The 14,207-nt window shown below is 67.1% G+C and carries 14 protein-coding genes; 9 read left to right on the forward strand and 5 right to left on the reverse strand.

The features are described 5' to 3' along the window. Positions 1-19 precede the first annotated feature (19 nt). Genes plsY through ACFE7F_RS01760 form a run of 3 tightly spaced genes read left to right on the forward strand, consistent with a single transcriptional unit; the run spans position 20 to position 2,191 of the window. The gene (gene plsY / locus ACFE7F_RS01750) at positions 20-655 is read left to right on the forward strand and encodes a glycerol-3-phosphate 1-O-acyltransferase PlsY (protein ID WP_375402114.1); all 636 of its coding nucleotides are present in this window, start codon (positions 20-22) and stop codon (positions 653-655) included. Continuing rightward, on the forward strand, positions 648-1,763 hold the full coding sequence (dprA, locus tag ACFE7F_RS01755) for a DNA-processing protein DprA (protein WP_375402115.1): 1,116 nt from the start codon (positions 648-650) through the stop codon (positions 1,761-1,763). The genes plsY and dprA overlap by 8 nt, the downstream gene beginning before the upstream one ends. 59 nt (positions 1,764-1,822) lie before the next feature. Next, positions 1,823-2,191 (forward strand): DUF4440 domain-containing protein, encoded by a 369-nt coding sequence (locus ACFE7F_RS01760; protein ID WP_375402116.1) that lies wholly within the window; start codon positions 1,823-1,825, stop codon positions 2,189-2,191. Between the two features lie 228 nt (positions 2,192-2,419). Here ACFE7F_RS01760 and ACFE7F_RS01765 read toward each other — a convergent pair whose 3' ends face one another. From ACFE7F_RS01765 to ACFE7F_RS01775, 3 genes are all read right to left on the reverse strand, one after another. Continuing rightward, entirely contained in the window at positions 2,420-3,199 is a 780-nt protein-coding gene (locus tag ACFE7F_RS01765) for a class I SAM-dependent methyltransferase (RefSeq protein WP_375402117.1), read from the reverse strand. Between the two features lie 157 nt (positions 3,200-3,356). Then, a complete protein-coding gene (locus tag ACFE7F_RS01770) occupies positions 3,357-3,830 on the reverse strand; it encodes a type II toxin-antitoxin system VapC family toxin (RefSeq protein ID WP_375402118.1) in 474 nt (157 codons plus the stop codon). Next, complete coding sequence (locus ACFE7F_RS01775) at positions 3,830-4,321, reverse strand: hypothetical protein (RefSeq protein ID WP_375402119.1); 492 nt, start codon at positions 4,319-4,321, stop codon at positions 3,830-3,832. The genes ACFE7F_RS01770 and ACFE7F_RS01775 overlap by 1 nt, the downstream gene beginning before the upstream one ends. Before the next feature lie 157 nt (positions 4,322-4,478). Here ACFE7F_RS01775 and topA point away from each other — a divergent pair, with 157 nt between their 5' ends. Together topA and ACFE7F_RS01785 are read left to right on the forward strand one after the other, a co-directional pair. Continuing rightward, positions 4,479-7,076, forward strand: a complete 2,598-nt coding sequence (gene topA, locus ACFE7F_RS01780; protein WP_375402120.1) for a type I DNA topoisomerase — start codon at positions 4,479-4,481, stop codon at positions 7,074-7,076. Then, positions 7,073-7,957 carry an SDR family oxidoreductase gene (locus ACFE7F_RS01785; RefSeq protein WP_375402121.1) on the forward strand — a complete coding sequence of 295 codons (885 nt, stop codon included), beginning with the start codon at positions 7,073-7,075 and terminating at the stop codon, positions 7,955-7,957. The genes topA and ACFE7F_RS01785 overlap by 4 nt, the downstream gene beginning before the upstream one ends. Positions 7,958-8,192: 235 nt before the next feature. Here the strand turns inward: ACFE7F_RS01785 and panC are convergent, their stop codons facing one another. Then, a complete protein-coding gene (gene panC, locus ACFE7F_RS01790) occupies positions 8,193-9,029 on the reverse strand; it encodes a pantoate--beta-alanine ligase (RefSeq protein WP_375402122.1) in 837 nt (278 codons plus the stop codon). A 77-nt stretch (positions 9,030-9,106) separates the two neighbouring features. On the opposite strand from panC, the gene ACFE7F_RS01795 reads away from it, so the two are divergent. Next, positions 9,107-9,961 carry a division plane positioning ATPase MipZ gene (locus tag ACFE7F_RS01795; protein ID WP_375402123.1) on the forward strand — a complete coding sequence of 285 codons (855 nt, stop codon included), beginning with the start codon at positions 9,107-9,109 and terminating at the stop codon, positions 9,959-9,961. After that, a complete protein-coding gene (locus ACFE7F_RS01800) occupies positions 9,958-10,218 on the forward strand; it encodes a J domain-containing protein (protein ID WP_375402124.1) in 261 nt (86 codons plus the stop codon). The genes ACFE7F_RS01795 and ACFE7F_RS01800 overlap by 4 nt, the downstream gene beginning before the upstream one ends. A 55-nt stretch (positions 10,219-10,273) precedes the next feature. Here ACFE7F_RS01800 and ACFE7F_RS01805 read toward each other — a convergent pair whose 3' ends face one another. Next, complete coding sequence (locus ACFE7F_RS01805) at positions 10,274-12,097, reverse strand: hypothetical protein (protein ID WP_375402125.1); 1,824 nt, start codon at positions 12,095-12,097, stop codon at positions 10,274-10,276. A 219-nt stretch (positions 12,098-12,316) separates the two neighbouring features. On the opposite strand from ACFE7F_RS01805, the gene pgmG reads away from it, so the two are divergent. Together pgmG and ACFE7F_RS01815 are read left to right on the forward strand one after the other, a co-directional pair. Further along, positions 12,317-13,687: a phosphoglucomutase/phosphomannomutase PgmG gene (gene pgmG, locus ACFE7F_RS01810; protein WP_375402126.1), complete on the forward strand. Its 1,371-nt coding sequence runs from the start codon at positions 12,317-12,319 to the stop codon at positions 13,685-13,687. Between the two features lie 32 nt (positions 13,688-13,719). Continuing rightward, a complete protein-coding gene (locus ACFE7F_RS01815; protein ID WP_375402127.1) occupies positions 13,720-14,187 on the forward strand; it encodes a PH domain-containing protein in 468 nt (155 codons plus the stop codon). The last annotated feature ends 20 nt before the right edge of the window (positions 14,188-14,207 follow it).

Here is a 14,207-nt window from a genome sequence, read left to right on the forward strand (position 1 = left end):
TTCACCGGGGGAGAAGTTCGTGCCGACCGAGGTCCTTTGGATCGCGCCGTTGACCGCCCTGCTCGGCGGCTATCTGCTGGGCTCCATCCCGTTCGGGGTGCTGTTGACGCGCGCCGCCGGAGCGGGCGATCTGCGGAAGGTGGGATCGGGCAATATCGGCGCGACCAACGTGCTGCGCACCGGACGCAAGGGCCTCGCCGCCGCTACCCTCCTCCTCGACATGCTCAAGGGCGCGCTCGCGGTCTGGATCGCGCTGCGCTGGTTTCCCGCCGATGCGCCGCTCGCCGCCGCCGGCGCGTTCATCGGGCATTGCCATTCCGTTTGGCTGCGTTTGGGCGGCGGCAAGGGCGTGGCGACGTTGATGGGGGTTTCGGTCGCGCTCGCCTGGCCCATCGGCCTGACCTATGCGCTCGTGTGGCTCGGCGTCCTCGCGCTGACCCGCTACTCCTCGCTCGCCGGGATAGCCGCCGCGATCGCCGCGCCCGTCGCGGCGGCGCTGTTCGACCGTTTCGACCTCGTGCTGCTGTTCATCGCGTTCGCGGTCATCGTGCTCTACAAGCACCGCGAGAACATCGCTCGCTTGCTCGGCGGCACCGAGCCCAGACTCGGCGCGGACCGGACCGAAACGCCGGACGCCGACGCCGCGCATGGCTGACGCAGGACTGTTTCCCGAAGCCGCGCGCGCCGCGGTCCGCGACTCCGCCGCGCGATTGCGCCTGATCCGCACACCGACGATCGGCCCCGTCACCTACCGCCAGCTCCTGGCACGCTTCGGCTCGGCCGAGGCCGCGCTCGACGCGGTCCCGCTCCTCGCCCGGCGCGGCGGCGGCCGCCCGCCCGCGCTCGCCGACCCCCGCGCGGTGGCGAGCGAGATCGCTCGCGTCGCCGATCTCGGCGCGCGCCACCTGTTCATCGACGACGCCGACTACCCGCCGCTTCTCGCCCAGCTCGAGAACGCGCCCGCCGCCTTGATCGCGCGCGGCGACCTCGCCTTCACCCGCCGCCCCTGCGTCGCGATCGTGGGCGCGCGCAACGCGTCGGCCGCCGCCTGCCGCTTCGCGCGCGAGCTCGCGGTCCATCTGGGCGAGGGCGGGGCGACCGTCGTCTCGGGGCTCGCGCGCGGCGTCGACACCGCCGCGCATGTCGGCGCGCTCGGCACCGGCACCGTCGGCGTGATCGCCTGCGGCATCGATGTGGTGTTCCCGCCCGAGAACGCCGCGCTTCAGGAACAGGTCGCCGCGCAAGGCCTGCTCCTGGCCGAACAGCCGCCCGGCACCGAGCCCCGCGCGCGCCATTTCCCTTTCCGCAACCGCATCATCGCCGGGCTATCGTCGGGAACGGTGGTGGTCGAAGCCGCGCCGAAGTCCGGGTCGCTCATCACGGCGCGCCTGGCGGGCGAGGCGGGGCGCGAGGTCATGGCCGTCCCCGGCTCCCCCCTCGATCCGCGAGCCCAGGGGTGCAACCTGCTGATCCGCGAGGGAGCGACGCTCGTGCAGAACGCCGACGACATCCTCCAGCAGATCGGGCCTATCGACCCCCGCATGGTCCGCACGCCCGTCAACGGCTATGAGGGTCAACCGTTGCTCGATGCGAGCGACGGCGTACGCCGCGACGTCGAACGGTTGCTCGGCCCGGTCGCGGTGGACGAGCTCATCCGCCAGTCGGGCCACGCGCCCGCGGTGGTATCCATGGTGCTGTTGGAGCTCGAGCTCGGTGGCCGGCTCGAGAAGCACGCCGGAGGCCGCGTGAGCCTCATCGGCTGAGCGGAACGATCCGCCCCCGCAGCGCGCTTGTGCTTCGACCATCTCACGGGAGCACGAATATGGACGACGACCGCCTCTGGGGCTTCGAGCAATCCTTATGGCTCGAAGGCGAGGAGAATTACCGCGAGAAGGTCGATGCGGAAGTTCGGATGGTCCTCCCCATGCCCCCTTACGTCTATGCCGGCGAGGACGCGATCAAGGCGGTGTCGGCAACCCCCATCTGGGACCGGTGCGAACTGACGGAGCGCAGCGTCTCGCGCCCGCAGGAGGGCCTGATCGTCATCGCCTACCGCGCCCAGGCCGAAAAGGAGGGCGTGGCCGGCTACGAGGCGCACTGCACCTCAGTGATCCGCCGGCTGGAGCATGAGGTGTGGCGGGTCGTACAGCATCAGCAAACGCCGCCTCTGGCGGCGATTGCTGATGGCTAAGCGAAGCTTAGCCGGGCGTCGCACGACCCGCCCGGCCGACGACCGGCGGGCCCTTGTCCCGCCGTGTCGATCGACGGCGCGGCTTTGCCGCGACGCGGGTAGGATACAAACCGAGCCCGACTAATCAAACGCCTGCTTAGGGTGGAAAGTCAGCCGAGCCGCCACCGCAAGGATCGATCGGGAAGGATATCTTCGCACAGCTCGCCATCCGATCGGCTACTGTCCGACCTACGACGTGGTCATAGACTCACCCCGCCCGCTCACGCCCGTACCCGCAGGATAATGGGTCGCCCCGGTCACGTCGTCGATGTCGACCGACCGCCAATCATGATCCGAGACCTCGCGTACCTTCCTCGCCATGATGGCGCTGTGACAATAGAGCCCTTCCACAGGGCGTAGGCGTAAATACGGATCGGCGAGAATGGAGTAGCGACCGACGATCGGGTTGCTCATGCTCGCCTCGACGCACTCGAAACCGAGCGTCGGCGAGAACAGCGCACGAAGCGCCATGTCGCTGAACTGGAAGAAATGCCACGGCCGTTCATGGACGGAGGTCGAGAAATGGGTCTCGGTGAACGCGAACCCTCCGACCTTCAGGACCTTGGCGATCTCCTCGGCCGCGACCCAAGGCATCGCCAGATGCTCGAAGACGGCGGTCGAATAAACGATGTCGAACGGCTCGTCGAAATACGTGGAAAGCTTGTGCGCGTCGCCGACCACGTCGACGTTGGCTCCCGCATAATAGTCGAAGCCGACATACTCCGCCCCGCTCCCTTCGAGCCGCGCCTTGAGGCTGTGCGAACCCGTGACCTCGCGGCTTCCGATCTCCAGCACGCGCATGCCGGTCTTGCTCCCGAGCTCCACCACATGGTCGCGCATGCCCGAATGGCTGGTCCGGTGCGACGGCGCCGGCACGTCGGCCGCCAGGTAACGGCGGTCCAGCAGCCGCGCGCCCGGATAAATGGCCGCCTTGACGACCTGCTTCGCTAGCGATCTCACGAACGACACGGTTTAATCTCCTTCTGTGGTCGCCATGCACGGACAGCGTGGATGTCGGCAATGGGCCGGAAGCGGACGAATGACGATTAGGTGCCAGCCCCTCCGTGACATGGATCTCGGCACACCAAGGCCGCGACGAGCGTCCAGACCCGACGCGATAAGCGCGTTAAGTCGCCGGTTCGCCCGCGCATCGGACCAGATGCTCTTGCGGGGTCTCCACCGTCATCCGCGGAAACAGCGACCGGAGGTGGCCGGTGTTCCAGGTCACTATCACCCGCACGCCGGCGATCACCGCCGCCTGCCCGATAAGATGGTCATACAACCGCGCGCCGATCCCGCCCGCGGCCGCGTAGAGCCGCACCGCATCGAGCGTCTGCTCGGGCGTCAAGCCGACCAGGCGCGTGACCGCCTTAACGCGCGCCAGCGCCTCCCACGCCTCTTCAGGGGCCAAGCGGAACTGCCCGCGAGGCCCGAACCGGGTCAGCGCGGTGAACGCCTCGGCGTAGGAGTGCGCGGCCACAGCGAAGCCGCCCGGCCGGGTTACATCCAAGACGGCGAGTGACGGCGCGTGGTGTTCGTGCTTCTCCGCTACCGCCGCCACGAGCACGTTGCTGTCGAGCAGCGCCTCGGGTTGTTCCATCAACAGCGCTCGTTACGTATCTCTTCGATCGCGGCCTCGACCTCCGCGACGGTGATGGCGGGCTCCCCCTCCTCGGCTGGCATCACCAGGAAGCGCCCGCGCCGCACCAGCCGCCCCGGCGGCGGTTCCTCCGGCGGCCGCTCGTCCGCTACCGGCGGCGCGTACGCGCGCAATGCCTCCTCGACCACCTGTACCTCCGTCATGCCCGTGCGCCGCGCCAGCTCGGCCGCGCGTTCGCGCGCGAAGCGCGACCGGATGTGCAGCGCGTCGTCGATGGTCGCCATTCCGGCCGCATAGCCCATGCCGATCCCGCCGCCCAGCCCGGCGATTTCCTCTGTCCTACAAGCAGCGACCCGTGCCAGCGTTCGCGCCGTGCCTGACGCGACTCGACACGATACGCCCGCCTGCCCCTTTCGCGCCACGATCGCGCGGGGCGTCAGGGTGCGGCCACGTCGCCCGCGTGTCGCGTTGGTGTCACATCCCGGACGCATCGCCGCGGCGTCATGAGTGCGCGCGGTCGCAACGCGCGTCCACGTGTCAACCTCCGTCAACTTCCTTCGCGCCTGATGCCCGTCCCGCCCCGCTTGACGCGGCCTTCCCCACCCCGCCACCCTCGCGCGTACACGAGAAGGACCCCAGATAGCCCCCATGCAGCTCGTCATCGTCGAATCGCCCGCCAAGGCGAAAACCATCGAGAAGTATCTCGGCAGCGATTTCCGTGTGCTCGCCTCCTACGGCCACGTCCGCGACCTGCCCCCGCGCGACGGATCGGTGAACCCCGACGACGGCTTCGCGATGGAATGGGAGAATTACGCCGACAAGGCCAAGCAGCTCCGCGCCATCGCCGACGAGGCCAAAAAGGCCGACCGCCTGATCCTCGCGACCGACCCGGACCGCGAGGGCGAGGCGATCTCGTGGCATGTCCAGGAGGTGCTGCGGAATCGCAAGGCGCTCCCCAAGGACGTCCAGCGCGTCACCTTCAACGCGATCACCAAACAGGCCGTCACCGACGCGATGAAGCGCCCGCGCGAGCTCGATCACGACCTGATCGACGCCTACCGAGCCCGCCGCGCCCTCGATTATCTCGTCGGCTTCACCCTCTCCCCGGTCCTATGGCGCAAGCTGCCGGGGGCCAAGTCGGCGGGCCGAGTCCAGTCCGTCTCCCTACGCCTCATCGTCGAGCGCGAACGCGAGATCGAGGCCTTCCGCGCGCAGGAATACTGGTCCGTCACCGCCAGCCTCGAGCATGACGGCACCCCCTTCACCGCCCGCCTGACGCAGTGGGACGGCCGCAAGCTCGACCGCCTCTCGATCGGCAACGAAGGCGACGCGCTCCGCGCCAAGGCGGACGTCGAGGCCGGTCGCTTCTCGGTCCAGTCGGTCGAGACCAAGCCCGCGACGCGCAACCCGCCCCCGCCCTTCACTACCTCGACGCTCCAGCAGGAGGCCGCGCGCAAGCTGGGCTTCTCCGCCGACCACACGATGCGGATCGCGCAGCAGCTCTATGAGGACGGCTCGATTACCTACATGCGGACCGACGGCGTCCAGATGGACGGCTCGGCGATCAGCGCCGCGCGCCTGGCGGTCGCGAACCGCTACGACGCGGGCTACGTCCCCGACAAACCGCGCCAATACACCGCCAAGGCCAAGAACGCGCAGGAAGCCCACGAGGCGATCCGCCCCACCGACTTCGCCCGCGACAAGGTAGGCTCCGGTGACCACGCGCGCTTGTACGACCTCGTCTGGAAGCGCGCGCTCGCGTCACAGATGGCGAGCGCGCGCCTGGAGCGCACAACCGTCGAGCTCGCGGAAGGCACCGGCCGCCACTTGCTCCGCGCGACCGGCCAGGTCGTCCTATTTCCCGGCTACCTCGCGCTTTACGAAGAGGGCTCCGACGACAGCGCCGACGAGGACAGCCGCCGCCTGCCCAGGATGCGCGAAGGCGACGCTCCCGCGAGAAAGGCGGTAAACGCCGAACAACACCACACTCAGCCCCCGCCCCGCTTCTCCGAAGCGTCGCTGGTCAAGCGCATGGAGGAACTCGGCATCGGGCGCCCCTCCACCTACGCGTCGATTATTAAGACGCTGAAGGACCGCGCTTACGTCCGAATCGAGAAGAACCGCTTCTTCGCCGAGGAGAGCGGCCGCCTCGTCACCGCGTTCCTCGAACGCTTCTTCGAGAAGTATGTCGGCTACGACTTCACCGCCGGGCTCGAGGACGAGCTCGACGAGGTGTCGGGCGGCCGCGCCCAGTGGCAGGCGGTGCTCGACGCCTTCTGGCGCGACTTCAAGCCGCTCACCACCGACGTCATGGAGCAGAAGCCGAGCGAGGTGACCGCCGCGCTCGACCTGTTCTTGGCACCCTACCTGTTCCCCGAGCTCGCCGACGGCGGCGACCCGCGCCTGTGCCCGAATTGCGGCGAGGGCCAGCTTGCGCTGCGCGGCGGAAAGTTCGGCGCGTTCATCGCCTGCTCCAACTACCCCGACTGCAAATACACCCGCCGCTTCGCCCAGGGCGGCGAAGGCGCGGAAGGCGCAGACACCGGTCCCTCCACACTCGGCATCGACCCCGCGACCGACCTCCCCGTCGAGCGCAAGTCCGGTCGCTTCGGTCCCTACATCCAGCTCGGCGAAGGCGACACGCGCAAGCTCGCCTCGATCCCCAAGGACATTGGCGAGCTCGACCTGGAGATGGCGCTAAAGCTCCTCAGCCTGCCTCGGACCGTCGGCAAGCACCCGGAGACCGGCGAGGACATCACCGCCGCGATCGGCCGCTACGGCGCGTATCTCAAGCATGCGGGCAAATACGCCCGCCTGACCTCCACCGCCGAAGTGTTCGAGACCGGCATGAACGCCGCCGTCGTCAAACTCGCCGAAGCCGCGGCGGGCGGTGGCCGCCCCGGCCGCGGCGCGGCGCGCGAACCGCTCAAGGTCTTGGGCGCACACCCGCGCACCGAACTGGAACTCAAATTGATGGAGGGCCGCTACGGCACCTACGTCACCGACGGCACCACCAACGCGACCCTGCCCAAATCGATCGACCAGAACGCGCTGACGCTGGAGGAGGCGGCCCAACTCATCGACGACCGCGCCGCCGCCGCCCCGCCGTCCAAGGGCAAACGCAAGGCCGCGCCGAAGAAGGCGGCTCCCAAGAAGACCGAGGCGAAAAAGGCACCCGCCAAGAAGCCCGCCGCCAAGAAACCGGCCGCCAAGAAGGCTAAGGTCTCAACCGGAGAAGCAGTATGATCGATCAACCCCGTATCGCCCTCATCACCGGCGCGAACAAGGGCATCGGCCGCGAGGTCGCCCGGCAACTCGGCCACGCGGGGCTGCACGTCCTGCTCGGCGCGCGCGACCTCCAGGCGGGCGAGGCCACCGCCGCCGTGCTTGTCGAAGAGGGCGTGGACACCCGCGCGGTCCATATCGACCTCGACGACCCAGCCGGCATCGCCGCCCTCGCCGCCTCGATCGACGCGGAGCACGGTCGGCTCGACATCCTCGTCAACAACGCCGGCATCGTCGCCGAGGGCGACGGCCCGCCCGAGACCGCCGACCTTGCCGCCGCCCGCCGTATCTTCGAGGTGAACTTCTTCGGCACGCTCGCCGTCACGCAAGCCATGCTCCCGCTGCTCCGTCGCGGGCGCTCGCCCCGGATCGTCAATGTGTCGAGCAGCCTGGGCTCGATCGCGCTCAACGCCGACCCGGCCTGGCAATACGCCGCCGTCAAGCTCACGGGCTACAACGCGTCCAAGGCCGCGCTCAATATGCTGACCGTGCAGTTGGCGGCGACGCTCTCCGACGTAGGGATCAAGGTCAACGCCGCCAATCCCGGCTACACCGCCACCGACCTGAACGGCCATGCCGGCCACCAGACGATTGAACAGGGCGCGGAGGCTGCGGTCCGGCTGGCGCTGCTCCCCGACGACGGCCCGACCGGCGGCTTCTTCAGCGCCGACGGGCCGGAGCCCTGGGGAATTCGGGCTAAGCCGCCATGCGCGCCCGGCCCGTGCCCAGCCACGCGCGCGCCTGGCGCTGCGCTTCGGCGATCTCGCGCGCGGTCATGTCCTCGGCGACCTCCCCGCGCGCGTCCTGCGCCGCAGCCAACCCGGACGCTGCGGCCAGGTTGAACCATTTATGCGCTGCGATCAGATCGGTGGCTACCCCGTTGGTTCCCGTCGAATAGGTCACGCCCAGATCGTACAGCGCCTCCACGCTTCCGCGCGCCGCATCGCGCATCCGGCTCGCCATCAGGAAATCCGCCGTCCTCACATTGCTGTCCGTCATTACGTCCCACCCCTCGATTCGCTTGCGTGGATGGAACTTGGACCCCGACTCCTCCCCAACTGGTTAATGCGGTTAGGGTTACTTGACAGGCAAATTGTCGATCAGCCGGGTCCCCCCCATTCGCGCTGCCGCCAGCAGACGCCGTGGCCGCCCCGGTTCCGCCTGTCCGAGCGTCGCCGCATCGACCAGCTCGACATAGTCCACCACGAACCCCGCCCCCGCCAACGCGTCCCGAGCCTCGCCCAGCGCGCCCTCCACATCCCCGCCATTCCCGATGGCGAGCGCCGCCGCCGCCAGCGCGCGCGGCATGGCCACCGCCCGCCGTCGCTCGTCCGCGCCGAGATAAATGTTGCGCGACGACAGCGCCAACCCGTCCGCCTCGCGCACCGTCGGCACACCCACCACCTCGACGCCCATATCCAGATCGACCGCCATCCGCCGCACGACGGCCAGCTGCTGCCAGTCCTTCTCCCCGAAATATGCGTGCGTCGGCCCGACCTGCGCGAACAGCTTGGCGACCACCGTCGCGACCCCGTCGAAATGCCCCGCCCGCGCCGCCCCGTCGAGCACGTCCGTCAGCCCGCCCCCGACCGTCACCCCCGTCGCGAAGCCCGCCGGATACATCGCCTCGACCGTCGGCGCCCACAGCAGGTCGCACTCCGCCGCCGCCAGCATCGCGGCGTCCTCCGCTTCCCGCCGGGGATAGCGGCCCAAGTCCTCGTCCGGCCCGAACTGCCTGGGGTTCACGAAGATCGATGCCACCACCCGCGTCCCAGGCTCCCGGGCTGCCGCGACCAGCGCCATGTGTCCCGCATGCAGCGCTCCCATGGTGGGCACCAGCGCCACCCGAGCGCGATCCGCCCGGAACCCGGCCAAGGCGGCGCGCAGCGCACCCAGGGTGCGGACGGTCAGCATGTAGAAAACCCTCGTTCGTTGCCCCCCGCGCCCTTATGGAGCGGTGACAGGCCAAGCAACCAAGGACCGACGCCCCCATGGCCACCGCGCCTGCCCCCCCCGCCCCACACGTGATCGTCTTCGCCAACGAGAAGGGCGGCACCGGCAAGTCGACCACCGCCGTCCATGTCGCGATCGCGCTGGCGGCCAAGGGCGCGCGCGTCGCCTGCCTCGATCTCGACCACCGCCAGCGCACCGTCGGCCGCTATCTCGACAACCGCGCCGCCACCATCACGCGAACCGGGGCCGAGCTGCCCATGCCCGTCCACGCCACGCACGACGGCCACACCGACGCGGTGTTCGAACGGCTGTGGCACGAGCTGTCCGACGGGGCCGACTTCCTCGTCGTCGACACGCCGGGCCGCGACGATCCGTTCGCGCGCCTCGCCGCCTCGCTCGCCTCCACGCTCGTCACCCCGATGAACGACAGCTTCGTCGATTTCGACCTGATCGGCCAGGTCGACCCCGAAACCTTCAAGGTCACGCGCCCGTCCTTCTACGCCGAGCTGATCTGGGACGCCCGCAAGCAGCGCGCCCGCGCCGACGGGACCACCATCGACTGGGTCGTGCTCCGCAACCGCCTCCAGCATATCGAGGCGCGCAACATGCGCCGCGTATCCGACGCGCTCGGCCAGCTCTCCAAGCGCGTCGGCTTCCGCATCATCCCCGGCCTGGGCGAGCGCGTCATCTACCGCGAGCTCTTCCCCTCGGGCCTCACCATGATCGACGCCAAGATGTTCGGCTCGATGGGCCTATCCCACGTCGCCGCCCGCCAGGAACTGCGCGAGATGATGGGTGCGCTGCAACTGCCCGAGGCAGGCGCAGCGCACCCCGCGCTCGCCCCGACGCCCGCCCCCATGCCGACCCCAATGCCGACCGAGGCCGCCGCGTGAAGTACCTCCTCATAGCCGTCATCGCCTGGGCGATCTGGCGCTTCCTCCTCCGCCGCCCCAAGCGCTCGACGCTGATCGTCCGCAACGAAGCCCAAGCGAGAGCGGTGCTAGGCGTAGCCCCCGACGCCGACGCCGAAACCATCCGCGCCGCCCACCGCCGCCTGGTAGCCGGCGTCCACCCCGACCGCGGCGGCTCAGCCGAACTGGCGCGGCGAGTGAACGCGGCGAGGGACCTGCTGCTGGGACGGATGGAGTAAGTAGCTTAAAGGTGGACCCATATAACATATGAGTCCACGTCGCTCCTCACCTCATTTACGCCATAGTTCCAATTCGACCCAGCTTCTGACCTAAAACGCGTTTTATGCTCATGTCGATGTGGTAGCGCGGTAGAACACAAGCAGTCAGGGCTGTATCATCCCACAGTTGTGACAGCTCTTGCATACTCCATTTACCACTCTGCTTGAGCGCCAATGCACTCATCACAGTCTCAATAAGCTGCTGCTCAAACCACTCACGAGTTACCTCCTCGACGGTCGTTTTACAGCCTGGCACATGATCATATCTTTCCGTCCACCTGTCGATCATGTCTGTAAACGCTCGAAAGTCAGCGTTAATTAATAATATGTTCTGGTCTGGCAAAAACTTAGCCGCGCGATCTTCCAGGTCTCCATGACTTCGTGAACCATCATCCGAACTAACCCATTTTGTCTGAGGCTCCGTCGGAAGATCAACGAGTTCAGATGGTACTCCAACCTCGTTAGCGAACAGTGAGTAAATATCACCCCTTGATCCACCACGGCCGCCGCTCGGAGCCGAAGCTTCCTTCTTTACTCGCTCATTTGCCGAGTCGCTGCTACCACCGACGTTCTCGCCTGCTATAGATTTGTAAACTCCTCCCGCTTTCGGACGATAACGACCAAACCTAAATAGATCGCGAACCGATTTAAGACGTTCACGGATCGCCTTACGATGATCGGTTTGGTTAGCTACAGAGCCAATCTCGTCCTGATAATCTCGCAGTTCTTGAGGCATAAGCACTCTAAACTCAGTCGCATACACAGGCCAGTCAAGAGGATCATTCGCAATCAGTAGCTGGGTGCGGGCCGTGTTTGCACTTACAAGTCTATCTCCGCTGCTGTCTGGCTCCAAATAAAGCACGACTCGATCGCCGCCGAATACTACTCCGAAGGATTGCAGGCGAGCAAAGCCTGCAGGACCAAAAACTAGCTCGTACAACTCGTTCTGAAACAACGCCGCAACGTGCCCGCCCGGCGTGTAATGACCGCTGTTCGTATCAGCGTCAGGCTTGATAATCCACCAGTGTAGATTTGCGCCGTTTTCTGGAAGGCGCACCACGCCGGAGACTGTCGAGTTTTCTTCGAGCCAAGGGCGCTGACCTGTGGCTTTTCGGAGGAAATTATGTCGATCTCCCCGAGGGAGATTCCAGCCCTCCCTTGCCGAGATTGTCACACCAGCAGGAAATGAAGAGAATCGTGAATTTATATACCGTAGTATCCACTTACGTGGCATCCTCACCCCAGGAGGCGGTTCCACTGTCGCCTGGTCAGCAGATTTGCCTAAAAGTATTACCATAGTTCCGTGTTCACGGATTGGCTCCGGTTTCAAGTCGTCTTGTATATGCTGCCAGAACTCTCCATTTTTAAAACGCAGAAGTCCATAATCGCCAGTAGCGTGATCCTTGTGTAGAAGGATCATAGATCCGACGCCATTTTTCCAGCTTAGATAAACCAGGCCTTCAGGGTTTAGCGGTGCGGCCGCAATCTTTGCCCCAACGCCAAAGTTACCGGTAGCTGACTGCTCGTGAATGGAAGAGGACAATTTATTTATATAATCCACCATCTCCTCGCCGGTCATACCGGCTCCGGTGTCGATCACGCAAAGCTTCTGAGCTAAATCCTCACCGATCAAATCGGCGCGATTCCAATCTACGTCCCAACGGATTTCACCCACCGGGTTCTCAAGTCGCTGAATCGCTTCAACGGCGTTCTTTGTTAGCTCTCGAAGAAACTGAAGCGGCGAGCAATCTCGGTTGAGCTGGTCAACTAAGAAACCCATCTTCGCCACACCCATAGGGTGGAAGTCAGGCGCGCTGCGGCCGTGCATGGAACTCGCCATGTTATTACCTCGACTATATCGGAGCGGAATTAGGATCGGCTCAGATACATAAAGTGTGTCATCCCGTAGGACAGATCGCCTGTGCGACATCGTGACACGACAAACTGCTAACCCAACTATGAGCCTTTGGTCAACTTGCTGATGACTCAAGCCGCGCTTTGCTAAGGTCGTGCGCTATGGCCGCACCCACCCTGTTAACGCCGAAGAAGAATTGCTCCCATGACCCACCACTTCCACCCCTCCATCCTCCGCGAGTACGACATCCGCAGCCCGGTCGGCCCCCTGCTCGGCCCCGCCGACGCCCACGCCGTCGGCCGCAGCTTCGCCACGCGCGTCCGCCGGGTCGGGGGCTCCCGCGTCGCGGTCGGGCGTGACGGCCGGCTCTCCTCGCCCGAGCTGGAGGCGGCGCTGGTCGCGGGCCTCGTCGCAGGCGGCGTGGACGTGGTCCGTATCGGCCTCGGCCCCACGCCCATGCTCTCCTTCGCGGAGGCGACGCTTGGGGTCGATGGCGGGATCCAGGTCACGGCCAGCCACAATCCCGCCGGCCATAACGGCTTCAAGCTGATGCTCGGTCACCGCTCCTTCTTCGGCGACGACGTCCAGGATCTGGCGCGGCTCGCGGCGGCGGGTGACTGGACGGAGGGGGCGGGGACGGTCGCGGACATCGACATCCTCGACATCTATGTCGCGCGCCTGCTCGACGCCCGCCCCGCCGCCGCGCGCGTCGGCTGGGACACGGGCAACGGCGCGGCCGGGCCGGTGATCGAGGCGCTCACCGCCCGCCTCCCCGGCGAGCATCACCTGCTCCACACCGCGGTCGACGGCCGCTTCCCCAACCACCATCCCGACCCGAGCGTGGAGGAGAACCTCGCCGACCTCAAAGCCCTAGTTCTGCGGGAGGGCCTGGATTGCGGCTTCGCCTTCGACGGCGACGGCGACCGGATCGGCGCGGTCGACGGCCTGGGCCGAGCGGTGCGCGCCGACCTGCTGCTCGCGCTCCTCGCCGAGCCCGTGCTCCGCGACCTGCCCGGCTCCACGATCATCGCCGACGTGAAATCGAGCGCCGCCCTGTTCGACCGCGTCCGCGAACTCGGCGGCCGCCCGCTCATGTGGAAGTCCGGCTACAGCTCGATCAAGTCGCGGATGCTCCAGGACGACGCGCCGATCGCGGGCGAGCTGTCGGGCCACATCTTCTTCGCCCACCGCTGGTACGGCTTCGACGACGCGCAATACGCCGCCGTCCGCCTGCTCGAACTGCTGGCCGACACGGGCCGCACCCTCGCCGACCTCGTCGATGCGCTCCCCCGCTACCACGCCAGTCCCGAACTGCGCTTCCCCGTCGACCCCGCGCGCCGCCTCGCCGTCGTGGACGAGGTGCTCGCCCGCCTTACCGCGCGCGGCGCGACGGTCGACCCGGTCGACGGCGCGCGCGTGACCACGCCGGACGGCTGGTGGCTGCTCCGCGCCTCCAACACCGAGTCGCTCCTCACCATCCGAGCCGAAGCGCGTGACGAGGCCGGCCTCGCCCGCCTCCTCGCCGAGATCGACGCCGAGCTCGCGGCCAGCCGGGTCGCACGCCCCGCAGATTGACACCGCGAGCGCCCGGCCTACCCTCCACGCCCATGGACTATCCCACCGAGCGCCCCGTCGACAGCTTCCGCTCGTCCACCGCGCGCTGGCTGTTCGGCAGCTTCGCCGGCTGGGCCACGCTGCTCCTGTGCCTGGTCGGCGTCGGTTTCGTGATCCTCGGGGTCCGCTGGCTCCGCAATCTCGGCAGCCTGTACGAGATCACCGACCAGCGTCTCATCGTTCGCCGCGGGATCCTGGTGAAGACGGTGGACGAGATCGAACTCTACCGCGTCAAGGACGTGCGGCTCGAATATTCGGTCCTGAACCAGATGACTGACATCGGCACCATCGCGCTCACCTCGTCCGATCCCTCTACCGGCGGCGGGACGTTCGTGCTGCGCGACGTCCCCATGGCCCGCGACCGCCGCGAAGGCTTGCGCGGCCTGGTCGAGCGCGCCCGCGTCCGCCGCGGCGTGCGCGAGCTCGACATGGATATGGGCGATGCGCCCGCGCTGACCTGAGGCCGCCCGCGCGGCTGGAT

This window comes from uncultured Sphingomonas sp. (genome assembly GCF_964235535.1).
Lineage (GTDB): Bacteria > Pseudomonadota > Alphaproteobacteria > Sphingomonadales > Sphingomonadaceae > Sphingomonas.